The sequence below is a fragment of the Methylophaga lonarensis MPL genome (assembly GCF_000349205.1).
Classification (GTDB): domain Bacteria; phylum Pseudomonadota; class Gammaproteobacteria; order Nitrosococcales; family Methylophagaceae; genus Methylophaga; species Methylophaga lonarensis.
Window position 1 is genome coordinate 1 of the sequence record NZ_APHR01000045.1, and the last position, 22,752, is coordinate 22,752.

Genomic DNA, 22,752 nt, shown 5'->3' on the forward strand with positions numbered 1-22,752 from the left:
TCAGTGCAGGGTGCAGGTGCAGGTGCAGGTGCAGGTGCAGGTGCAGGTGCAGGTGCAGGTGCAGGTGCAGGTGCAGGTGCAGGTGCAGGAGTTTCCTCTACCGGTGCTGGCCTTGCAAGCTGTTCTGTAACTTCACTGCTCGGCGCTGCTTCAGGAATACCAGAAGAACCCGCCAAAGGTTCAGAATCATTTGCCGCTTCAGGGTCGATCCACAATGCTTCAGCAACAGGCTCAAGTTCGACAACAGGCTCAATCAACGAACTAAAAGGAATCGCTTCTTCTTGAGTCACGGTGCGGGTAGTCTGCACTTGCTGCACACGTGACAGCAGAAAATACGCAATGACTATCACCAGTACCACCAAAAGCGCGGCACCAATCAATCGCTGCTGTTGCACTGGGGTCATCAACGTATCTCCTAAAAGGGCTGTTTAGTGACGGTTTCGTGGATCTGCTTCGTGGAACTTACCTGAGGCTGGCTCCGCTGCTATCACCTTTTCTTCCCCCGCTTGAGTCGCGGATGAAGGCAATGATTGCAGTGCTACCTCAAGAACTTCCATGATCCATCTGACCGGAATAATGGTGAGACCCTGTTTAACATTATCAGGAATTTCTTTCAAATCCTTAACGTTATCGTGCGGGATCAAAACAGTATCGATTCCACCACGATGGGCGGCAAGTAATTTTTCCTTGAGTCCGCCAATTGCCAATACTTCACCTCGCAAAGTGATCTCGCCGGTCATGGCAACATTGGCACGAACAGGAATCCCGGTAATGGCGGAGACCAGCGCAGTACACATTCCAATACCAGCACTTGGGCCGTCTTTGGGGGTGGCACCCTCAGGAACGTGAATGTGCAAGTCGTGGGTCTGCATGAAATCATCAGCAATGCCCCACTCTGCCGCTCGGGAACGAACAACAGTGGTAGCTGCCTGAATCGATTCCTGCATTACATCGCCCAGTTTACCTGTATAGGTTGCTTTACCTTTACCAGGCATTACGGCGGACTCAATGGTCAGCAATTCACCACCCACCTCAGTCCAGGCAAGGCCGGTCACCTGACCAACCCGATCACTCTCATCGGCAACACCATATTGATAGTGATACACGCCAAGGTATTCTTCCAGGTTGTCATTGGTAACAACGATTTTTTGTTGTGGTGATTCCAGCAGGATCTGTTTTACCAGCTTGCGGCAAATCTTTGAGATTTCACGTTGCAGGTTACGCACACCAGCCTCGCGAGTGTATCTGCGAATGATTTCGGTAATCGCCGCTTCAGTAATTTCCACTTCGTCCTGTTTAAGGCCATTGTCTTTCAGGGCTTTAGGCAACAGGTAGCGCAGTGCGATATTACGTTTTTCATCTTCGGTGTAACCGGCCAGGCGAATGACTTCCATCCGGTCACGTAAAGCATCTGGAATATTCAGCGTGTTTGCAGTACAGACGAACATGACATCTGACAGGTCATAATCGACCTCAAGATAGTGATCGGCAAATGTTGAGTTTTGTTCAGGGTCCAGTACTTCCAGTAAAGCCGAAGCAGGATCGCCTCTGAAGTCCTGAGCCATCTTGTCGATCTCATCAAGCAAAAACAGCGGGTTTCTGACCTTGGTTTTTGAGATGTTTTGAATGACCTTACCCGGCAATGAACCGATATAAGTACGTCGATGGCCGCGAATTTCCGCTTCATCGCGCACACCACCCAACGCCATTCTTGTGAACTTGCGGTTGGTTGCTCTGGCGATAGACTGGGCAATAGAGGTTTTACCAACACCCGGTGGACCGACCAGACACAAGATTGGACCTTTGAGCTTCTTGACGCGTTTTTGAACGGCAAGATATTCAAGAATCCGGTCCTTCACTTTTTCCAGGCCGTAATGATCTTCATCAAGGATCTGCTGTGCGTGATCAAGATCAAGGCTGACACGTGTCCGTTTTTTCCACGGCACTTCAAGCAATGCTTCGATGTAGTTACGCACCACAGTGGCTTCAGCTGACATCTGCGACATCATGCGCAGCTTTTTCAACTCTGATTCCGCTTTTTCACGGGCCTCAGTACTCATGCCGGCATTTTCGATTTTTTCGGCAAGCTCATCGACTTCGTTACCGCCTTCGTCCAACTCTCCCAGTTCTTTTTGTACCGCTTTGAGTTGTTCGTTCAGATAGTATTCGCGCTGGCTTTTTTCCATTTGTTTCTTAACACGGTTGCGAATACGTTTTTCGATTTGCTGAATATCGATTTCAGACTCAAGGAATGCCATCAAACGTTCGATGCGCTCTTTGACATCGGCCATTTCCAGCAGCGCTTGCTTGTCTTCCAGCTTCAGGGTCATGTGCGCAGCAACGGTATCTGCCATGCGAGCGACACCCTCAATGCCCGAGAGTGAGGCAATTACTTCAGGCGGGATCTTTTTGTTGAGCTTGACGTATTGTTCAAACTGTCCAAGCAAGGTGCGCATTAACACATCGGCTTCACGGTCATCAGGCTCAACATCATGAAAAGCCGCGACCTGAGCTTCAAAATAGTTATTGGTGTCGTCGTAGTAGGCAACTCGGGCACGCTGAGTACCTTCGACCAGCACTTTTACCGTGCCATCAGGCAGTTTGAGGAGCTGCAGGATGTTTGCCAGTGTTCCTGTTTCGTACAGCTTGGTCGCAACTGGAGCATCTTCACCAGAATCCTTTTGCGCAACCAGCAAGATCTGCTTGTTATCTTCGGTGGCTGCTTCCAGTGCACGGATGGATTTTTCACGTCCGACAAATAGCGGAATCACCATGTAGGGATAGACAACAACATCACGCAATGGCAATACCGGCAGTAACTGCAACTCGGTGTTTTCTGCGTCGGACTCAAACTGTTTTTCCATCAGGGCTTGACCTCTAAAGCGTGCCACAAGGGCACTTTGTGTTTCGATGAAGACAATATGGGGACGCGCTCGGGCAAATCAAGCCACTGATTTAAACAAAATCAGTCAGCTGATTGGCCCGATGCGAAATTGAAAGGTTTGTGCTATTTGTCGCCGGAGGCAAGATCCGTGCTGTGCTCCTGATAAATCAGGATTGGAGGGTTTTCCCCGGAAATCACACTTTCATCGACGACGACCTTGGCGACATTGTCAAGGGTTGGCAAATCAAACATGGTATCCAGCAGCACATTTTCGATAATTGAGCGAAGTCCACGTGCTCCGGTTTTGCGTTCCATGGCCTTGCGAGCAATCGCACGCAGTGCATCATCACGAAACTCCAGTTCAGCGCCTTCCATTTCGAACAGGCGTTGGTACTGTTTGGTCAGTGCATTTTTCGGCTCAGTGAGGATCTGAATCAAGGCTTCTTCATCCAGCTCATTCAGGGTTGCCACAACAGGCAAACGACCCACAAATTCTGGAATCAGGCCGTATTGGATAAGATCTTCAGGTTCAACGGCCTTGAGCGCTTCACCGGTAGGCTTCTCGACATCAACGCTTTTGACTTGTGCGGAGAAACCGATACCGCCCTTGTGAGTTCTGTTACGAATCACTTTGTCCAGTCCAGCAAAGGCACCGCCACAGATAAACAGGATCTTGCTGGTATCAACCTGCAAAAACTCCTGTTGTGGATGCTTGCGGCCACCTTGTGGCGGAACTGAGGCGATTGTACCTTCGATGAGTTTTAACAGCGCTTGCTGAACGCCTTCACCTGAAACATCCCGTGTGATTGACGGGTTGTCTGACTTTTTGGAGATCTTGTCGATCTCGTCGATGTAGACAATGCCGGTTTCAGCTTTTTGTACGTCGTAATCACATTTTTGCAGCAGCTTCTGAATGATGTTTTCAACATCCTCACCGACATAACCCGCTTCGGTCAGTGTGGTGGCATCGGCCATTGTGAAAGGCACATTCAGTTGTCTTGCCAGGGTTTCAGCAAGCAAGGTCTTACCACTACCTGTCGGCCCAATCAGCAAGATGTTGCTTTTTGACAGTTCGACATCAGTATTTTTGTGGCCACTGCGCAGGCGCTTGTAGTGATTGTAAACCGCTACAGAAAGCACGCGTTTGGCACGCAGCTGACCGATGACGTAGTTATCGAGCGCATGATTGATTTCATGCGGCGTGGGCAGTTTGTTTTCCGCTTTCGCTTCGGCGACATCCTGCATTTCTTCGCGAATGATGTCGTTACAGAGTTCAACACATTCGTCGCAAACAAAAACTGAAGGTCCGGCAATCAGCTTTTTGACTTCGTGTTGGCTCTTACCGCAAAAAGAGCAGTAAAGTAACTTTTCATCATTTTTCTTATCGTCGCTCATTAGACATTCCTGCTTTTTGAATCACGCGTTGGTATCAGCTCGATTATTCAGTACCGAGTCAATTAAACCATAGTCGACTGCTTGCTCACCATTCATGAAATTATCACGATCAGTATCTTGCTGAATCTTCTCAATATCCTGACCGGTATGTTTGGCCAAAATTCCATTCAGACGACTACGAATGCTCAAAATTTCCTTGGCGTGAATATCAAAATCCGACGCCTGACCCTGGAAACCACCCAAGGGTTGGTGAACCATGATGCGAGAATTAGGCAGACAAAAACGCTTGCCTTTTGCACCACCGGTCAGAAGCACAGCCCCCATACTGGCGGCTTGTCCGATACAGAGCGTGCTGACATCAGGCTTGATAAATTGCATGGTGTCATAAATCGCAAGACCCGCGGTTACAGCACCACCTGGTGAATTGATATACAGGTGAATATCTTTATCGGGGTTTTCAGATTCAAGGAACAGCATCTGGGCAACAATCAGATTAGCCATGTGATCTTCAACGGGGCCAACCATGAAAATGACGCGCTCTTTGAGCAGTCTGGAATAGATGTCGTAGGAGCGTTCGCCGCGTGAGGTATGTTCTACAACGATGGGAACAAGGGCGTTGCTAATGGGGTTGAAGTCTTCGGAAAATGCTTTGCTCATATCTGTCCTGTAATTTCTGCAACTCATAAAAAATCAGCCCGTGCACATCTTCAAATGAGCACGGGCTGGATTCCGTCTGCGACAGAGCTTTAGGCTGCTGCGGAGTTCATCACTTCTGAGAAATTTGAAGTGCTCTCGGTTACTTTAACATGGTCGTAAATCCATTCAACCACTTTGTCTTCAACAACCATCATCTGAATCTCAGCCAGTCTTTCCTGGTTGTTGTTGTAGTAGTTGTGAACATCTTCCGGATCTTCGTAATTTGCAGCGATGATGTCGATTTCTGCTTTGACGCTGGCCTCATCTGGTGTGATTTTATTGTCTGATACCAGCTTGCCGATCAGCACACTCAGGGCAACACGACGACGCGCGTTATCTTTGAATGCCTCAACTTCGAATGGAATACCTTCAACATTGACACCTTGTTGGCGCAGGTTATTTTTGCCCTGCTCCATCAAAAACTCAGCTTCACGCTGAATGGGACCTTCAGGAAGCGTCAGTTCGTTGTTACTGAGGATGGCATCCATCACTTTGCGCTTGTTTGATGCTTTCAGAGCTGTGCGTAGTTCACGTTCCATGTTGGCGCGAACTTCTTTCTTGAGCGCAGCGATACCGCCATCGACGCCGCACATTTCGGCAAATTCTTTGTCGAGTTTTGGCAGTTTTTTCTTGGCGACTGACTTCACTGTAATCGCAAAAGAGGCTTGTTTGCCGCGCAGGTGTTCAGCGCGGTAATCCTCTGGGAATGTCAGTTCGATAGTAGTTTCCTGACCAGCTTTAACACCGACCAGCTGTTGTTCAAACTCAGGCAACATAGAACCGTTACCGATTTCAACCAGCACATCTTGACCTGAACCACCTGGGAATTCAACGCCATCAATGCTACCAACAAAGTCGATGGTGACACCGTCTTCTTCTTTGGCTGCACGTTTCAGCGGCTCCCAGCTCATACGCTGTTCGCGCAGCGTTTCGAGCATTTTATCAACGTCTTCATCAGTCACTTCGGCTGTCACTTTTTCAACAGTGATACCGTCCAGTTTGACGCTGTCCAATTCAGGGAATACTTCATATTCCATCGAGAAGATGAAGTTACCACCATCTTCTTTCATTTCGACGATATTCGGTGGGCTGGCTGGGTTGACGTTTTCTTGTGTGAAAGCTTCGCGAATATTTTGCTGCACTACGGCATCAATGATTTCACGACGTGCGGCAGAACCATGCGTGCGGGCAACCATGCTCAAAGGCACTTTGCCGGGGCGGAAACCAGCCATTTTGATTGACGGGCGGATGGCTTTCAGTCGTTCTTGAGTTGCCTGTTCAATATTGACATCTTCGACTGTTACCGTCATCCGACGGTTGAGTTCGCTCACATTTTCTACAGTAACTTGCATTCTCTACCTCAAGCATGGGGGTCAGTTGCGTGTACAGCGATGTTGACCTGCATTTTTTATTTGGTACGAGAGGAGAGACTCGAACTCTCACAGGTTACCCTACTGGAACCTAAATCCAGCGCGTCTACCAATTCCGCCACTCTCGCCTGTTATTGGTTTTTGGGATTAAGCGAATCCGCAAAAGCGGCATTATAGCCACAACTGGACGGCAAAACCAGTCTTCGAACTATGTAAACGATGCCTTTATCAATGAGATTCCGACTTTTACTGCTTATCAGGCTTTTGATTCGCAACGCCATGCGGTACATGACCGGTAGCAACGTGTGCCATTGCTGATTGGCAGTGTGTTTCTTGATCATCAAAGAAAATATCGGCCCCAAAGGATTTCAGAAAAGGCCCTTTCTCCATGCCGCCAAGGAAGATTGCTTCGTCAATGCGGATGCCCCAGTGTCGCAAGGTTCGAATCACACGTTCATGCGCCGGTGCTGAGCGTGCAGTGACCAGTGCAGTTCGAATCGGCGAACTGTTTTCAGGATATTCAGTTTGAATTTGATTTAAGGCCATCAAAAAATCTTTGAACGGCCCACCTGAAAGCGGATCGCGTGCGGTCTGTTGTTCATTTTCCGTAAAAGCTGCCAGCCCCCTTTCCTTATATATACGCTCTGACTCATCTGAAAAAATAACCGCGTCACCGTCAAACGCAATGCGCAATTGTTCGGAGTTGGTGTTATTGCCGAGATTGGGGGCCAGAATAGTCGCCGCGGCAATGCCTGCATCCAGCGCCATGCGAACATCTTCCGGGCTAGTCGACAAAAACAGGTTAGCGCTAAACGGCGCAACGTAACGATAAGGACTGCTGCCTGAGGTAAAAACAGCACGGGTAATTGCCAGCTTGTGGTGCTGAATGGAATTAAAGACACGCAAGCCTGTATCTGCGCTGTTGCGCGACAGCAAAATGATTTCAACTTTTGGCGTGTTTGGATTGTTGTCGTTGAGTGCCAGTAGTTTTTTCACAAGATTAAATGCACCACCTGGTTGCAAAGGCTGGTCCTCATTTTCTATCTGATACTGGCAATAGGCTTCGGTGCCCTGCTCTTCGTATATGCGATGACTCTCATCCAGATCAAACAAGGCTCGTGAAGAAATCGCGACGACCAGTGGTTTTGCTGACATTTCCTTTACTCCCTCACCAGGGTTTGCTCATCTTTTCTGCCGATCCGCAGGATCCGCTGCCATGCATCAGTCAGTCTATCTGGTGCAGCCGCTTGTTCAAAAATGGGCGCCAGATCGTCTGCGAGTGTTTCGAGCACTGATGCTTCGTCAGGTTTACCTTTCGGAAAATTGCTGTCGGCGGTAAAAATCACTCGGCAGAATACCGGTATCTTGGGTGCCAGCAATCGCAATGATTCCCGAACATTGTAGCTGTGACGTAGCGGATTGATGAATTTATAGCTCTTGCCGTCGATGATTTGTGTCCATTGCTCGATATGGTCTGCACCAAACAAATGTCCACTGATGGGATAGGTTTCAATAATCAGCAAACCCTGTTCAATCAGTACCAGTCGTTCTATCTCAATCAGTCCGCCCATTCCGTCTGGAATGATCAAATTTTTGATTTCATCCCGCCGATGAGGTTTCAATACTTCATCAATCGCACGTCCGGGTGCGTGAACATGTCGAAATCGGCGATAAATGAGCCAGAGGGATAATAGCAACAGCAGCCCTGCTGTGGCGTGGTAGTAGTACGGAATACTGTCAAACAAGATTAGAATGCCTCCAGAAAACAACGGGGATTATACGAAATCAGTTGGACTGAGATCCCCTATTTATTGCACTCATTGCTGGCGCTTTCTAGCCGGTTGTTCATGAATAATCACTTCAACAGCACCAAGTCTTTGTTTCAGTTCAGATTCCAGGGTCTTGCTGATACGGTGCGCTTCGCCAAGACTGAGTTTTTCATCCAACTCAAGGTGAAACTGTATAAAGCGAGTCAAACCGGATCGGCGCGTCCGCAAAGCATGAATCCCTTGAACAGATGGGTGTGACAGCACAACTTCCTTGATCAGGGCTCTCTGATCATCTGGCAATTCGCGATCCATTAGCAAATCAATCGACGATTGAACAATTTCCCAGGCACTGTGGAGAATATAAAAAGCAATCAGTAAACCGATAATCGCATCCACATGTTGCCAGCCAAACAGTGTCATGACCAAGGCAACGATCACGCCCATATTCACCAGCAGATCCGTCTTGTAATGCAAGGCATCTGCCCGAATGGCTGTGGATTGTGTGTGCTTGATGACATAGCGCTGAAAGCTCAGCAGAATCGAAGTCAGCCCTATAGCAATCAACATCACGATAATGCCGATATCCAGCCCTTGTTCGAGTACTTTAGGATGAATCAGCCGGTCGACCGCCTGATGAAGTAATAACAAGGCAGAACCAGCAACAAACACTGATTGTGCTGCAGCGGCCAGCGGCTCTGCCTTGCCATGGCCAAAGCGATGTTCTTTATCAGCAGGACGCAGCGAATGCCATACCGCAAACAGCGTGATCAGCGAAGCAAGTAGATCCAGGCTTGAATCAATCAAAGTGGCAAGCATGCTGACCGAACTGGTCAACCACCAGGCATAGGCTTTAACCGCAATCAGCACCACGGCAACGGTGACCGATGCGTAGGTCGCAAAGCGCATTAAACGGGGCTGATTAATCGGTTGAGGCTGCGTCATGAGTTCAGTATAGTTGGTCGAGTAAAGCCTGTGCGAATAAGCATTAAATTTCCAGGCAAAATCATAAGCCACAGTCAACCATCGAATCAGGGAAAATCGAATGCCCAGCATCAAGATCGCCAGCCACCCTTTCAGTGATCAACGGCCGGGCACTTCCGGTCTGAGAAAGAAGGTTCAGGTCTTTCAACAACCGCACTATCTGGAAAATTTTGTTCAGGCCACCTTCGACAGCCTCCCTGACCGACATGGCAAAACGCTGGTTTTGGGTGGTGATGGTCGTTACCACAACGATGTTGCCATTCAAACCATCTTGAGAATGGCAGCCGCCAACGGCTTTGCCAAAGTTATTGTCGGCCAGCATGGCCTGCTCTCGACTCCCGCCGCCTCCTGTGTGATCAGAAAATATCAGGCCTTTGGTGGACTGATATTGTCGGCCAGTCACAATCCCGCAGGCATTAATGGTGATTTTGGCATCAAGTTCAACACTGCAAATGGTGGGCCCGCGCCGGAAAAGATCACCGAAGCCATCTACACGCGCTCACTGCATCTTGATGAATATTTCATCAGCGACAGCCGTGATATTGATCTGGCCACCATTGGTCAGCAACACATTGATGAGATGCAAGTAGCAATCATTGATCCGGTGACGGATTATGCCGAATTGATGGCGAGTATTTTTGATTTCCCGGCAATTCGTGCCCTGCTCTGCAATGGTCGATTTCAAATGCGTTTTGACGCGATGCACGCGATTACCGGCCCATATGCACATGAGATTCTAGAAAAAAGACTTGGCGCCGAGCTCGGCACCGTCATCAACGGCACACCTCAACCTGATTTCGCTCAAGGTCACCCCGATCCCAACCTGACCTATGCACATGATCTGGTTGAAGAAATGTTTGCTGAAAATGCACCGGATTTTGGTGCGGCCTCAGATGGTGATGGTGATCGTAATATGATCCTTGGCAGTCGCTTTTTTGTCACACCATCAGACAGCCTGGCGATTCTGGCTGCAAATGCGCATTTGATTCCTGCTTATCAGGTCGGACTCAAAGGTATCGCCCGTTCAATGCCCACCAGTCAGGCGGCTGATCGCGTTGCAGAAAAGTTAGGCATTCCAATGCATGAAACCCCGACCGGCTGGAAGTTCTTTGGCAATTTGCTCGATGACGGACAAACGACACTGTGCGGCGAAGAAAGCTTTGGCACCGGCTCGGATCATATTCGCGAAAAAGATGGTTTGTGGGCAGTTTTGTTCTGGCTGAATATTCTCGCTGCGCGCCAACAATCGGTGGCTGACATTGTGGTTGAACACTGGCGCAAATTTGGCCGTAACTTTTATACCCGCTATGACTACGAAGCGATTCCGATGGAACAGGCCAAGCAGCTCATGTCTGGTGTCGAGGCCAGATTAGCTGAACTTCCCGGCATGGTAATGGCTGGAAGAACAATCACTTACGCAGATAACTTCAGTTATGTTGATCCAGTTGATCAAAGTCATACCACCGGACAAGGCTTGCGGATTGGTTTTGATGATGGTGCTCGTTTGATTTATCGACTGTCTGGCACCGGCACGGATGGAGCCACGTTGCGCGTCTACATTGAAAGCTATCAAACCGAAGAATCAAAGCTACTTGATGATGCACAACAGGCCTTGGCAGATCTGATTGAGTTATCAGATAGTCTGGCTCGAATTACAGAAATTACTGGTCGGGATGCACCGACAGTCATTACATAGGAACACGCATGCGACAACTGGTATTGGGTTCAAGCTCGCCTTTCCGGGCTGAACTTCTGGCAAAACTTCACTTGCCTTTTGTGACAGCGTCTCCGGATATTGATGAATCTGTTCATCAGGGTGAAGCTGCAGATGCATTGGTACTTCGACTGGCTCAACAAAAAGCCCGCGCCGTAGCGCGTGATTTTGACAACGCACTGATTATCGGCTCGGATCAAGTGGCGGTCATCGATGGTCAAATCCTTGGCAAGCCCGGTAACCATGAAACGGCAGTTCAGCAGTTGCGGTCCGCTTCGAGTAAATCAGTGACCTTTCTGACAGGTCTGGCACTGTTTAACAGCCACAGCAACACCATGCAGTCGATAGTAGAACCGTTTACTGTCCACTTCAGGCGTCTTTCCGATGCGCAGATCGATTGCTATCTGCGTCAGGAACAGCCTTATCAGTGTGCGGGGAGTTTCAAATCAGAAGGATTTGGCATCAGCCTGTTTTCAAGGCTGGAAGGAAACGACCCTAACGCCCTGGTTGGCTTGCCTTTAATTCAGCTCATTCAGATGCTGGACAATGAAGGTGTTGACGTTCTGCAGACCGTCAACACCTGAAATCAACTACTGAGACCCGCCAATTTCGGCAGCCATTGATTGTTGGGCTGCCATGCTGTTCATGGTTTGAGTCATTAATTGACGAGCCGCTCTGGCACGAAATGCATTGCTCATGCCTGCTGCCAGATTGTCTGCGACATTGTTTGCTGCGAGATGACTTTTCAGCCCTTCAAGATGCGCTTCACACTGTTGCAGTATTTCGTTGGCATAGTCTTGCCCGGATTTCTCGGGGCTTTGCTCGCCAGCCATGCTGCGCGTCATACAGTGATTGTATTCAGAGATGATTTCGTACATACGTTGTTGTGCTTCAAGTGGCATATCTGCCGGGTTGGTGGACTCTGCCCAGGCTGTACTGCCCAACAGCAGTAAACTGCTGCCAATAACTAATGATTTCATGTGTTCTCCCGTGAAGGTGATATTGACTGCTGTGCGGTCGGTGTTGTGACCGGTTTTATTGTTAAATTATCCCGTACAGCCTGATTACTATACACTTTGCTTCATTTTCTGCCAGCCATTGCTGGTAAGTAGTTTTTAATCCATCAACGCTATTGAAACATGACTAATCTGCTACCCAACGATGCCCGGATCGACGCCATGAGGGACTGGCTGAACCACAGCCTTGATTCTGATGATTTTCAGCTCAGTGTTGCTTCCAGTGATGCCAGTTTCAGGCGTTATTTTCGGCTGCTGTTCAATCAGCGAAGCTACATCGTCATGGATGCTCCACCGGAGCATGAAGAAACAGAGCCGTTTATCACTATCGCAGAGTTCATGTTGTCTCATGGTGTGCCAGTACCCGTCATTCACGCCAAAAATCAGCAAGAAGGCTTTTTGTTGCTGTCAGATCTTGGCACAACGGCCTATCTGGACAAGTTGAATAACCAAACGGCTGATGCACTATACAAGCAGGCAATAGACGCCTTGTTAACAATGCAGCTGGCTCAACTCAACACCATCAACTTGCCTGATTATGATCCAGCCAAGCTCATCATGGAAATGCAATTATTTGACGATTGGTTTCTACAAAAACATCTGGGCCTGGAGCCCCCCGCCTGCTTGCCAGCTTTGTTCGAACTGTTGGTCGACAACGCGGTGCAGCAACCACAATGCCTGGTACATCGTGATTATCACTCACGAAATCTGATGCTGGACGACAATAATCAACTGGGCGTGATTGATTTTCAGGATGCGGTGAACGGCCCGGTCAGTTACGATTTGGTCTCCCTGCTTCGGGACTGTTACATCAAGTGGCCGGATGCTGATCTTCAACGCTGGCTGGATTATTACTTTGAGCAAGCCTGTGACAAAGGCATACTGAACAATGTCAGTCGGGCGCAATTCCAACGCTGGTTTGACCTGATGGGCTTGCAGCGCCATATTAAAGTCTTGGGCATCTTCTGCAGGCTGAACTACAGAGACGACAAATCCAATTACATGAATGACTTACCGATGACTTTAAATTATGTACGTGAAGTCAGTTCGCGTTATCCTGAGTGTCAGGACTTTGCCCAATTCTTATCACAACAAGCCAAAATAGCCGCCATCCAATGAAAGCAATGATTCTCTGTGCCGGACGTGGCGAAAGACTCCGCCCACTTACCGACCACACGCCAAAACCCCTGCTACAGGCAGGGCCAGAGCGTATCGTCGAATACACCATCAATGCCCTGGCAAAGGCTGGACTGACCCAACTGGTTATCAATACGGCACATCTCTCAGAGCAGTTTCCCAGACTACTTGGCGATGGCAGTCGTTATGGTGTTCAAATCGATTATCTGGTGGAAGGCGAACAAGGACTCGAAACCGCAGGCGGTATTATCAACGCACTGCCCTTGCTGGGTTCAGCGCCTTTTATTGTTGTGAACGGTGATATCTGGACAGACTATCCATTTCAACAACTGATATCGCACGATCTTGGCGACGCCCTGTGTCATCTGGTGATGGTGAATAATCCTGCCCACAACCCGGAGGGTGACTTTGCCATTAACAAACAACGTCAGCTGATTGTGGCCGATCAAGATCGGCTGACTTTCAGTGGAATTGGCCTTTATCACCCCGATCTGTTCCAGAGCTTGCCCACAGGTAAGCGTGCACTGAAGCCTATTTTTCTGGATGCTATTGAGCGTGCCTGCATCACAGCAGAACACTACTCAGGTCAATGGTCAGATATTGGCACACAAGAGAGACTGGCCGAACTGACCAAACTCAAGACATAAAAAAAGCCGGACAAATCCGGCTTTTTGTTGAGATTGTTTAAGTGATTATTGATTGATCCACTCACCGCGTGCGTTGCGGCAGGCAGTACCTTTAACCACATCACGCTGACCATCGATGTAGACATCCATCTCATACTCACGGCAAGGACCAGTACTGCTCTCATAGGTACGTGTTGGCGTGACGTTATATTGTGCACCTGAGTCAGGGTTACGCCATGAGGTTTGATGACCGGTAGGTGAGTTTTCCAGCGCATCCCGTGCACGACGACGATCCAGTTCATCCATTTCACCACCAATGTGTCCACCAATCATCGCACCCAGCAAAGTACCACCGATAATGGCTGCCGTGCGACCAGAGCCACCACCGACATTAGACCCCAAGACACCACCGGCAACACCACCAACACCGGCACCGACTGTTTGTTTATTCATTTGGCAAGCCGCCAGACTGAACGACATGGCAACAATTGCCACTGCGCTGATGATACGTTTCATACCGTCTCCTTTAATATTGTTATTTGAATTTATGGACAACTCGAACGACGATTGATTCGGTAAGCGTTCCAGCCACAATTAGCGAGCTACGATAAAACCAAACGCCCACCAAGGCAAACAAAGCAGTGTAAAACTACGTTAAGTTGCGATTAGGCTCACAAAATTTGCACTATCGCATCGCCGTATTTGATCATTGGTGGCGTTTCTCACTGTCGATTGCTGCCAAACAACTACGCCCCGCCAAAAAAAATTTCCGCACCAGATTGAGGCAAAAACCGTCTATCGCGCACGGTAGCTGAGCTTGCCCGAGATCGGCCCAAAGTTATCCACAACTTCTGCACAAATTATATCCAACTTTTGCTATTGCAGATGCTGCAAAAACACATTATCTTGTGGTTCAATGATCTTGCGACCACAATTTATTGTGGTTAAGCAGATTCGGCTTTTACCACACAACGCAGGGACAATACCATGGCGAGCGAAGCAGAAACTTACATCCAACCCTCCTCCGAAACCGGCTACAAAGTCATCCGACGCAATGGCAAGGTGACCGACTTTGACAGCAGCAAAATTGCCGTGGCTATGACCAAGGCTTTTCTGGCTGTTGAAGGCGATGCAGCAAAAGACAGCCGTCGCATTCACGAAACAGTGTCAGAACTGACCAAACAGATCAGTGAAAACCTGTTGCGTCGTCTTGATGATGGCGGCACGGTGCATATCGAAGACATTCAAGATCAAGTTGAACTGGCGCTGATGCGCGCCGGTGAATACAAAATTGCTCGCGCCTATGTAGTTTACCGTGAACAGCAATCACAAAAACGTGCTGAAGAAGAACGTAAACATCCACAACCTGCCAATGAGTCCACCCTGCATGTGACTCTGGCCGACGGCACTCGCCAGCCATTGGATGTAGAACGTCTGCGTAACCTGATCGACGAAGCCTGTGTGGGGCTGGACATGGTCGATAGCGCGGCTATTTTGCGTGATACCCAGCGTAATATCTTTGACGGCGTCAAAGAAAAAGACGTCGAAAAAGCACTGGTCATGGCGGCACGTACCTTTATTGAAAAAGACCCTGCCTACAGCACCCTGGCGGCTCGCCTGCTGATGGACAGTATTCGTCGTGAAGCCCTCAGCTTTGTTTTCAAAATGTCACGTCAGGCATCACAGGAACAAATGGCTGAACAATACGCCGACTACTTCAAAACCTATATTCATACAGCGATTGAACATGAACTGATCGACAGCGAACTGAGCCTGTTTGACCTGGAAAAACTGGGCAAGGCACTGAAACCAGAAAACGATTTCAAATTTACCTATCTGGGCCTGCAAACACTGTACGACCGTTACTTTATCCACTCTGACGGTACACGCTTTGAGCTGCCTCAGGCGTTCTTTATGCGTGTTGCCATGGGTCTGGCCATTAACGAAATTGATCGTGAAGCCCGTGCGGTTGAATTCTACAACCTGCTGTCGTCTTTCGACTTTATGAGCTCAACCCCTACCCTGTTTAACGCCGGTACTTTGCGTCCACAATTGTCATCGTGCTACCTGACCACCGTGCCGGATGATCTGAGCGGTATTTACAGCGCCATGCGTGATAACGCGTTGCTGTCCAAATATGCCGGTGGCCTGGGCAACGACTGGACCCGAGTTCGTGGTCTGGGTGCTCACATCAAAGGCACCAACGGTAAATCACAAGGTGTGGTGCCATTTCTGAAAGTCGCCAATGACACCGCAGTTGCCGTGAATCAAGGCGGTAAGCGCAAAGGTGCGGTGTGTGCCTACCTTGAAACCTGGCACATCGACGTTGAAGAATTCCTGGATCTGCGTAAAAACACCGGTGATGACCGTCGTCGTACCCACGATATGAACACGGCTAACTGGATTCCGGATCTGTTCATGAAACGGGTTGCCGAAGAAGGTCAATGGACACTGTTCTCCCCCGAAGAAGTGCCTGATCTGCATGATCTGACTGGCCTGGCTTTTGAAAAAGCCTATAAAGAGTACGAAGAAAAAGCTGCTCGCGGCGAAATTCGTAACTTCAAGCAAATGCCAGCACTGGATCTGTGGCGCAAAATGCTGGGCATGCTGTTTGAAACCGGTCACCCATGGATTACCTTCAAAGATCCATGCAACCTGCGTAGCCCGCAGCAACATGTCGGTGTTGTTCACAGCTCTAACCTGTGTACCGAAATCACACTGAACACCTCTGATCAGGAAATTGCCGTCTGTAACCTGGGTTCGGTCAACATGGTTCAACACGTTGATGAAAACGGCAAACTGGACAAAGAAAAACTGCAAAAAACCGTCCGCACCGCCATGCGTATGCTCGATAACGTTATCGAATACAACTACTACAGCGTGCCGCAGGCGCGTCACTCCAACCTGCTGCACCGTCCAGTCGGTCTGGGCATCATGGGCTTCCAGGATGCACTGTACAAACTGCGCATGCCATATGCCTCAGAAGAAGCCGTCAAGTTTGCTGATGAATCCATGGAAGCCGTCAGCTACTACGCGATTGATGCCTCTTCAGATTTGGCTGCAGAACGTGGCAAATACAAATCTTATGAAGGCAGCTTGTGGAGCAAAGGCATTCTGCCGATTGATTCCATCAAGATCCTCAAAGAAGCGCGTGGCGAATATCTGCAACAAGATGAAAGCCAAACACTGGACTGGGCTGCGTTGCGCGACAAAATCAAACGCCAAGGCATGCGTAATTCCAACACCATGGCGATTGCACCGACCGCGACTATCTCCAACATCTGCGGTGTCAGCCAGTCGATTGAACCGACTTATCAGAACCTGTTTGTGAAATCGAACCTGTCTGGCGAATTCACCGTCATCAACCCTTATATGGTTGAAGACCTGAAAAAACGCGGCCTGTGGGACGAAGTCATGATCAACGATCTGAAATACTTCGACGGCAGCCTGCAAACCATTGACCGTGTACCAACAGAACTCAAGGCGCTGTACACCACCGCCTTTGAAATGGATGCCCGCTGGTTGATTGAAGCCGCATCACGTCGCCAGAAATGGATTGATCAGGCGCAAAGTCTCAACCTGTACATGGCTGAACCGTCCGGCAAGAAAATGGACAACCTGTACAAACTGGCGTGGGTACGCGGCCTGAAAACCACCTACTACCTGCGTTCAATGGGTGCCACCGGCCAGGAAAAAACCTCAGCGGCACCCACCTCAACCACAGCGCCAAAACCGAGTTCGCCACCGGAATTAAAACCGGTTGCGACACGCGCAGATGATGACATCGTATTGGGCGAAGGCTTGGAAGCACCCAAAGCCTGCTCTATCCTGGAACCAGATTGCGAGGCTTGCCAATAATGTTGAACTGGGACGATCCACTCGCACCAAAAGCGAACGAAACCGTCGAGGCAACTACAACGGTTGCCACAGCGACGCCTGTTGCCGCCAATGAACTTGATGCTGCGCCTGCCAAGGCCAGCATCAGTGAACTGCCACCGCTGAATGCCAAGCCGGTCAACGCCGATGACAAACGCGTCATTAATGGTGAAGCCGATATCAACCAACTGGCACCGTTCAAGTATCCGTGGGCATGGAATTACTTCCTCAATGCCAACAAAAACCACTGGACGCCGCTTGATATCAACATGGCACAAGACGTACACGACTATCGTCATAAACTGACGCTGGAAGAACGTCACGTCTATGAAAACGTACTGTCCTACCTGACCACCTCCGATATTCTCGCCATGCGTAATATCGGTCTGGCGGTCATGGAAAAAATGACTGCACCAGAATTGCAGATCTATCAGGCGCGTCAGGTCTATGAAGAAGCGCTGCATACCTGGACTTACCAGCACTGCATCGAAACCATTGGTCTGGATCAGTCAGAAATCTACAACCGCTATCGCGTGGTGCCGGAGATTTACCAAAAGATCAAACTGGCCAATGACAAACTGAATACCGTCATGCGCAGCGATATTGACCTGCACGATCCAGACGAACTGGAAAACTTCGTCATGTCCTACGCGTTTTTCGCTGGCATCTTCGAAGGCAGCTGGTTCTATAACGGTTTCAGCCCGATCTTTGCCCTGCAACGCCGTGGCTTGATGAAAGGCACCGCCGAACAACTGCAATACATCATGCGTGACGAAGTCATGCACGCCTCATTCGGTATTCGCGTGTGCAAACAAATCATCAAAGAAGAAAACGTCAAACTGGATCCCAAGAAAATCCAGACCATGTTTGAAGAAGCTGATGCCGCCGAAGCCACCTACGCCGGCTACATCCTGCGTGACCCAATTTTGGGTTACTCAAAAGAAGCGCATCACGGCCAATTCCGCTACACCGCCAACCGCCGTGCCAAGCAACTCGGCTTTGAAGAACCCTTCCCCGGCGCCGAGGCCACCCTGCCCTGGCTAGATGAACAAGCCAACATGAGGAAGGAAAAAAACTTCTTCGAAACCAAAGTCACCGAGTATCAGACCGGTGGTGGATTGAAGTGGGATTGAGCATGTAATGAGATAGGTGGTCGACTTAAATCGACCACTTTGCTTTAAACAGAATTTATGGCGAGTAACTTGAAGTCTTATCGTCAAGGAAAGCAATGAAAACTGATTATATATGGCAGATAACTATTGTTGGCATTGGCGCACTGATTAGTTCTGTTGCGGGTTATATTATTGGAAGTCAACCTGAAAAAATACTAAAACTTGAATATGAGGTTTTCAATAATGAAAACATTAGTAGAAATCTCGCAGGGATTGAGAATGTTGAAATCCTTCACAACGGTGAAAAAATTGAAAAATTAAGCAACACAACGATTTTAGTTAGAAACTCTTCACCCAAAAACTTAGAAGACATCAGAATTCACTTCGTCTTTCCCGACTCTCAAACCCAACCTATTTTCACATCTACACACACACCGAAAGATAGACCAAAAGAATCTGTAAGTCTTGCCGAGAAAACTGACAACAAATACTCATACCTTATCGATGATATCAATATAGCTAAAAATGATTTTGATGGTTATCTATTCACTTTTCATTTTGCGTCAGAAAAACCACCTTTAGTCAATGTATTAACTTCGGGTAAAGGAATAACAATTGAAGAAAACCTTAACACTAAGCCCACTGTTATGTCTTACTTCTATAATGCAATCTATCGCTCATGGTGGCTGTTATTAATTTACATTCTCGTCGTGTTGCTTTATACAAAATTCGTAAGCAGTCAGTCTACTCTAAGAAAACAGCATATTGAGAATATGGCTAGCAAAGATCGTGCTCAACTTGATGCAGAGGATATTATAGCCTTGACAAAATTTAACCCGAAAGCAAGGGATGTTTTAAAACACACATTTAGAAAGACAGCTTGGTTTAAATAGTGAAAACCGAATCAATGGGCTCACAGCCCGTAGGTTGGGTTGAAGCATGAAACCCAACATTTCGTTAAAAAAACATTCTGGATTTGTTGGGTTTCGGAGACTCAACCCAACCTACCAAAATCAATCTTCTTTGTAAGATCTAACATATCTGGACAGGTGAAACGCTACCAAACTAATCTCTTCTGCTGTCATTTTTTCTTTGCTGTTGGCAATAAATGTTGGTAAGCCCTTTGGGTTTAATACCCAAACATCACTAGACTTTGCTTCGCTGGTCGGTTCTGCATACCAACCGGGGAAAACAATAACTGGTTTGATGGCAAATGATTTACCTGTAGTTTCTTTGATTAAATCTCTTAGCCAATGACTGGAGGCTTCAACCTGAATGAGCGGTTTGTTCGTTGCAAAGCCTGAGCTGAATTTTAACGATGTGCCATCAAATATAACTTTTGGCGAGCCAGTGTCAGGCTTGCTGTAGGTTTTGGTTTCAATGACATAGATACCACTTTTGGCTATCACGACATGATCAATATTAAAACCTTTGGCTGGAATATCATGAAAAACCTTGGCTGATGTTTCTCTAAGGTTTTCAAGGTATTGCCCAACGGCTTTTTCACCATCACGGCCTTGCTTGAGGTGTTTCACTTGCTTTCTGATAGCTACAAGTTTGAATACGCAGTAAGGAATCACCAGCATCGTTAAAAATGTATAGACAAGAGGGTTATTCTGTACTTCAAAATACCATCGATACCACTCGAGACCAGCCAATAAGATCGTGAACGCTATCCACATCAGATAATTGGTAGCTTTATCATTAATCAGTGTATCAATCTGCTTATCCAATGATTCACCTGGATTGCGAAGCGGGTTGTCTTTAATCGGTGATTTCAAAATAAACATCCCTGATGTATGCCAAGATTGATGGGGCTGAGGAATGAAGCCCAACACTCCAATGTTACAACGCTGTTGATTTGTTGGGTTTCGTAAACTCTACCCAACCTACCATAATTTATCTTGTTTATTGATAGATGTGTGGCGAAGGTGTAGGTTTGGTTGAAGCATGAAACCCAACATTTTGGTATGAAATAACTTTCGGATTTGTTGAGTTTCGCAAGCTCACCCCAACCTACATTTTTGTATTTTTTAATCACATGGATGGTGATGATGCAATATCGACGCGCTTTTGTTGCCGCTGGTACCTATTTCTTTACGGTCAATCTGCTGCAACGCGATAAATCTTTGCTGACGGATCATATTGATTTGCTGAGAAACGCATTTCGCAGGGTAAAACTTACCCACCCTTTTGATATTGATGCGATGGTAGTGTTGCCCGATCATCTGCATGCTATCTGGACGTTACCTGAAAATGATTTTGACTTCGCCACCCGCTGGCGATTAATCAAATCGCATTTCTCTCACGGTATTCCACTGACCGAGCGAATCAATGCTTCGCGTCGACACAAATCTGAACGCGGTATCTGGCAACGGCGTTACTGGGAGCATTTAATCCGTGACGATTTGGATTATTCATGCCATATCGACTACATCCACTACAACCCGGTAAAACATGGTTATGTCGACAAAGCGGTTGATTGGCCCTACTCCAGCATTCATCGCTTTGTTGGCAACGGCATGATTACAAACGATTGGGGTGTTGATGACGTCCTACGTGAGATGCCTTTCGGCGAATAATTATCGGCATCACGGTCGACTCCGCAAAATTAATCAAGCAACATCCACATGGTTGTTGTCACAAATATTGATGACGCTGCAATAACCAGCAAAACGCAATAAATCAATAATTTAGAGTGACTATGGAAAATAAAACCTTAACGACCGGTGCCAAGGCGCTTGAGGTCAATCTTGATGCTGTGCGCTACGGGACTTTTGCAGAGATTGGTGCCGGGCAGGAAGTGGTTCGCTGGTTCTTTCGGGTAGGCGGTGCTGCTGGCACGATTTCAAAGAGTATTTCAGCCTACGATATGCAGGTCAGTGATGCCATTTATGGCAAAACACCCCGTTATGTCTCGCGTGAGCGGCTGGAGGCCATGCTTGAGCGAGAGCATGATCTGAATCTGGAGCGGTTAAATGCCCAGCGTGGCGACACCACGGCCTTTTTTGCTTTTGCCAATACCGTGTCTGCCCGCAACTATCACGGCACCAATGAGTGTCATGGCTGGTTGGGTATTCGCTTTCAAACTGAACCGCATGCGGCGCCCAGTGAAATCATCGTCCATGTCCGAATGCTGGATTATGAAAACGCGATACAGCAAGAGGCCTTGGGCATTATTGGTGTCAACCTGATCTACGGCGCTTTTTACCTGAGTCACAATCCGGATCTGCTGGTGAAATCGTTGCTGGATAATCTGACCACTGACCGCATTGAAGTGGATATGGTGGATTTTCATGGTGATGCGTTTCTGCATGTCGATAATCGTGTCATCAGCCTGAGACTGGTCCAGCTTGGTTTGAGTGGTGCGGCGATGTTTTCGGCGGACGGTCAGGTATTGCAGCCGTCAGAACATTTACGCAAGAAAAACGTATTGGTTGAACGCGGCCGCTTCCGCCCGGTCACTCACGTTAATATCGATATGCTCGATAGTGCCAGAAGGCAGTTTGAGGCTGAAAGCGGTGCCGATCCGGATGAGACCATCTCCATCATGGAAATCACCATGCATAATCTGCGTGATGATAATGATAGCGTCGATCTTGAAGACTTTATCAGCCGCGCTGATGTGTTGGAGGCCACCGGCCATACGGTGATGATTTCGGATTATCCCGAATACTTCCGTCTGGCCAGCTATCTGGCACGTTACACCAACCGCCGAATCGGCATGATCATGGGTGCTCGCAGTCTGATCGAGCTGTTTAATGACCAGTATTACACCACCCTGCACGGCGGCATTCTGGAAGCGTTTGGCCGATTATTCAAAAACAACGTCAAGCTGTATATCTACCCGTACAAAGATGCTGTCACTAACACCTTGTTCAAGGTGGACAACCTCCGCGTCGATGCCAAGCAAAAGTATCTGTACGAATATCTGAAACAGGGTGAGCACATTGAACAGATTGATGCATTCAACGAGCACTATCTGGAGATTTTTTCACCCGATGTCTTCAACATGATTCACCGCAATCAGCCAGGCTGGGAAAAATTAGTGCCGACGGTGGTGGCAGAGAAAATCAAAGCGCAGCAGCTGTTTGGTTACAAGCCTGAGGATTAGCCTGTGTTTAAGTCGTTACGCTTCCAGTTGGTGTCAACAGGATGCGGGCAATGACCTGTTGT

General features: G+C 48.2%; 20 protein-coding genes and 1 tRNA gene. 9 read left to right on the forward strand and 12 right to left on the reverse strand.

What is annotated here, in order from left to right; translation table 11 throughout:
* The 9 genes from MPL1_RS13780 to MPL1_RS08590 all read right to left on the reverse strand — a co-directional run.
* Positions 1-404: hypothetical protein (locus MPL1_RS13780; RefSeq protein ID WP_009726727.1), on the reverse strand; the 404-nt coding region annotated here is incomplete at its 3' end.
* A 24-nt stretch (positions 405-428) separates the two neighbouring features.
* A complete protein-coding gene (lon, locus tag MPL1_RS08555; RefSeq protein ID WP_009726728.1) occupies positions 429-2,864 on the reverse strand; it encodes an endopeptidase La in 2,436 nt (811 codons plus the stop codon).
* 143 nt (positions 2,865-3,007) lie between these two features.
* Entirely contained in the window at positions 3,008-4,279 is a 1,272-nt protein-coding gene (gene clpX, locus MPL1_RS08560; RefSeq protein ID WP_009726729.1) for an ATP-dependent protease ATP-binding subunit ClpX, read from the reverse strand.
* Positions 4,280-4,300: 21 nt separating this feature from the next.
* Positions 4,301-4,936, reverse strand: a complete 636-nt coding sequence (clpP, locus tag MPL1_RS08565; RefSeq protein ID WP_009726730.1) for an ATP-dependent Clp endopeptidase proteolytic subunit ClpP — start codon at positions 4,934-4,936, stop codon at positions 4,301-4,303.
* Positions 4,937-5,025: 89 nt separating this feature from the next.
* Entirely contained in the window at positions 5,026-6,327 is a 1,302-nt protein-coding gene (gene tig, locus MPL1_RS08570) for a trigger factor (protein WP_009726731.1), read from the reverse strand.
* Between the two features lie 61 nt (positions 6,328-6,388).
* Positions 6,389-6,473 (reverse strand) — tRNA-Leu (locus MPL1_RS08575).
* A gap of 118 nt (positions 6,474-6,591) precedes the next feature.
* Positions 6,592-7,500: a 5'-nucleotidase gene (locus tag MPL1_RS08580; RefSeq protein ID WP_009726732.1), complete on the reverse strand. Its 909-nt coding sequence runs from the start codon at positions 7,498-7,500 to the stop codon at positions 6,592-6,594.
* A gap of 5 nt (positions 7,501-7,505) precedes the next feature.
* Positions 7,506-8,090, reverse strand: coding sequence for a nuclease-related domain-containing protein (locus tag MPL1_RS08585; protein WP_009726733.1), 585 nt, complete (start codon positions 8,088-8,090; stop codon positions 7,506-7,508).
* A gap of 72 nt (positions 8,091-8,162) precedes the next feature.
* Positions 8,163-9,167 (reverse strand): cation diffusion facilitator family transporter, encoded by a 1,005-nt coding sequence (locus tag MPL1_RS08590; protein ID WP_235045562.1) that lies wholly within the window; start codon positions 9,165-9,167, stop codon positions 8,163-8,165.
* On the opposite strand from MPL1_RS08590, the gene MPL1_RS08595 reads away from it, so the two are divergent.
* Positions 9,157-10,791: an alpha-D-glucose phosphate-specific phosphoglucomutase gene (locus tag MPL1_RS08595; protein WP_009726735.1), complete on the forward strand. Its 1,635-nt coding sequence runs from the start codon at positions 9,157-9,159 to the stop codon at positions 10,789-10,791. The two genes, MPL1_RS08590 and MPL1_RS08595, sit on opposite strands and share 11 nt — an antisense overlap.
* An 8-nt stretch (positions 10,792-10,799) precedes the next feature.
* Positions 10,800-11,393, forward strand: a complete 594-nt coding sequence (locus MPL1_RS08600; RefSeq protein WP_009726736.1) for a Maf family protein — start codon at positions 10,800-10,802, stop codon at positions 11,391-11,393.
* A gap of 6 nt (positions 11,394-11,399) precedes the next feature.
* Here the strand turns inward: MPL1_RS08600 and MPL1_RS08605 are convergent, their stop codons facing one another.
* Positions 11,400-11,789: a hypothetical protein gene (locus tag MPL1_RS08605; protein WP_009726737.1), complete on the reverse strand. Its 390-nt coding sequence runs from the start codon at positions 11,787-11,789 to the stop codon at positions 11,400-11,402.
* 159 nt (positions 11,790-11,948) lie between these two features.
* Between MPL1_RS08605 and MPL1_RS08610 the strand changes: the two genes are divergently transcribed.
* Positions 11,949-12,944 (forward strand): aminoglycoside phosphotransferase family protein, encoded by a 996-nt coding sequence (locus MPL1_RS08610; protein ID WP_040577034.1) that lies wholly within the window; start codon positions 11,949-11,951, stop codon positions 12,942-12,944.
* Positions 12,941-13,609, forward strand: coding sequence for an N-acetylmuramate alpha-1-phosphate uridylyltransferase MurU (gene murU / locus MPL1_RS08615; RefSeq protein WP_009726739.1), 669 nt, complete (start codon positions 12,941-12,943; stop codon positions 13,607-13,609). The genes MPL1_RS08610 and murU overlap by 4 nt, the downstream gene beginning before the upstream one ends.
* A gap of 45 nt (positions 13,610-13,654) precedes the next feature.
* Here the strand turns inward: murU and MPL1_RS08620 are convergent, their stop codons facing one another.
* Positions 13,655-14,104: an RT0821/Lpp0805 family surface protein gene (locus MPL1_RS08620; RefSeq protein WP_009726740.1), complete on the reverse strand. Its 450-nt coding sequence runs from the start codon at positions 14,102-14,104 to the stop codon at positions 13,655-13,657.
* Positions 14,105-14,575: 471 nt separating this feature from the next.
* On the opposite strand from MPL1_RS08620, the gene MPL1_RS08625 reads away from it, so the two are divergent.
* The 3 genes from MPL1_RS08625 (at position 14,576) to MPL1_RS08635 (ending at position 19,469) form a co-directional block, all read left to right on the forward strand.
* A complete protein-coding gene (locus tag MPL1_RS08625) occupies positions 14,576-17,446 on the forward strand; it encodes a ribonucleoside-diphosphate reductase subunit alpha (RefSeq protein ID WP_009726741.1) in 2,871 nt (956 codons plus the stop codon).
* Positions 17,446-18,597, forward strand: a complete 1,152-nt coding sequence (locus MPL1_RS08630; RefSeq protein ID WP_009726742.1) for a ribonucleotide-diphosphate reductase subunit beta — start codon at positions 17,446-17,448, stop codon at positions 18,595-18,597. The genes MPL1_RS08625 and MPL1_RS08630 overlap by 1 nt, the downstream gene beginning before the upstream one ends.
* A gap of 95 nt (positions 18,598-18,692) precedes the next feature.
* Positions 18,693-19,469, forward strand: coding sequence for a hypothetical protein (locus MPL1_RS08635; protein ID WP_009726743.1), 777 nt, complete (start codon positions 18,693-18,695; stop codon positions 19,467-19,469).
* A 120-nt stretch (positions 19,470-19,589) separates the two neighbouring features.
* Here MPL1_RS08635 and MPL1_RS08640 read toward each other — a convergent pair whose 3' ends face one another.
* Positions 19,590-20,366 (reverse strand): nuclease-related domain-containing protein, encoded by a 777-nt coding sequence (locus MPL1_RS08640; RefSeq protein ID WP_009726744.1) that lies wholly within the window; start codon positions 20,364-20,366, stop codon positions 19,590-19,592.
* A 261-nt stretch (positions 20,367-20,627) separates the two neighbouring features.
* Here MPL1_RS08640 and MPL1_RS14145 point away from each other — a divergent pair, with 261 nt between their 5' ends.
* Positions 20,628-21,158 carry an REP-associated tyrosine transposase gene (locus MPL1_RS14145; RefSeq protein ID WP_235045563.1) on the forward strand — a complete coding sequence of 177 codons (531 nt, stop codon included), beginning with the start codon at positions 20,628-20,630 and terminating at the stop codon, positions 21,156-21,158.
* A gap of 122 nt (positions 21,159-21,280) precedes the next feature.
* Entirely contained in the window at positions 21,281-22,690 is a 1,410-nt protein-coding gene (locus MPL1_RS08650) for a hypothetical protein (RefSeq protein ID WP_009726746.1), read from the forward strand.
* The last annotated feature ends 62 nt before the right edge of the window (positions 22,691-22,752 follow it).

Bases quoted from the DNA above. Each gene is read 5' to 3' on its own strand.
- MPL1_RS08590 (WP_235045562.1), bottom strand. From the start codon at position 9,167: ATGCTGGGCATTCGATTTTCCCTGATTCGATGGTTGACTGTGGCTTAT.
- MPL1_RS08595 (WP_009726735.1), top strand. From the start codon at position 9,157: ATGCCCAGCATCAAGATCGCCAGCCACCCTTTCAGTGATCAACGGCCG.
- MPL1_RS08605 (WP_009726737.1), bottom strand. From the start codon at position 11,789: ATGAAATCATTAGTTATTGGCAGCAGTTTACTGCTGTTGGGCAGTACA.
- MPL1_RS08580 (WP_009726732.1), bottom strand. From the start codon at position 7,500: ATGTCAGCAAAACCACTGGTCGTCGCGATTTCTTCACGAGCCTTGTTT.
- MPL1_RS14145 (WP_235045563.1), top strand. From the start codon at position 20,628: ATGATGCAATATCGACGCGCTTTTGTTGCCGCTGGTACCTATTTCTTT.
- MPL1_RS08650 (WP_009726746.1), top strand. From the start codon at position 21,281: ATGGAAAATAAAACCTTAACGACCGGTGCCAAGGCGCTTGAGGTCAAT.
- MPL1_RS08610 (WP_040577034.1), top strand. From the start codon at position 11,949: ATGACTAATCTGCTACCCAACGATGCCCGGATCGACGCCATGAGGGAC.
- murU (WP_009726739.1), top strand. From the start codon at position 12,941: ATGAAAGCAATGATTCTCTGTGCCGGACGTGGCGAAAGACTCCGCCCA.
- MPL1_RS08630 (WP_009726742.1), top strand. From the start codon at position 17,446: ATGTTGAACTGGGACGATCCACTCGCACCAAAAGCGAACGAAACCGTC.
- clpP (WP_009726730.1), bottom strand. From the start codon at position 4,936: ATGAGCAAAGCATTTTCCGAAGACTTCAACCCCATTAGCAACGCCCTT.
- MPL1_RS08600 (WP_009726736.1), top strand. From the start codon at position 10,800: ATGCGACAACTGGTATTGGGTTCAAGCTCGCCTTTCCGGGCTGAACTT.
- MPL1_RS08635 (WP_009726743.1), top strand. From the start codon at position 18,693: ATGAAAACTGATTATATATGGCAGATAACTATTGTTGGCATTGGCGCA.
- clpX (WP_009726729.1), bottom strand. From the start codon at position 4,279: ATGAGCGACGATAAGAAAAATGATGAAAAGTTACTTTACTGCTCTTTT.
- MPL1_RS08620 (WP_009726740.1), bottom strand. From the start codon at position 14,104: ATGAAACGTATCATCAGCGCAGTGGCAATTGTTGCCATGTCGTTCAGT.
- MPL1_RS08625 (WP_009726741.1), top strand. From the start codon at position 14,576: ATGGCGAGCGAAGCAGAAACTTACATCCAACCCTCCTCCGAAACCGGC.
- lon (WP_009726728.1), bottom strand. From the start codon at position 2,864: ATGGAAAAACAGTTTGAGTCCGACGCAGAAAACACCGAGTTGCAGTTA.
- MPL1_RS08640 (WP_009726744.1), bottom strand. From the start codon at position 20,366: ATGTTTATTTTGAAATCACCGATTAAAGACAACCCGCTTCGCAATCCA.
- tig (WP_009726731.1), bottom strand. From the start codon at position 6,327: ATGCAAGTTACTGTAGAAAATGTGAGCGAACTCAACCGTCGGATGACG.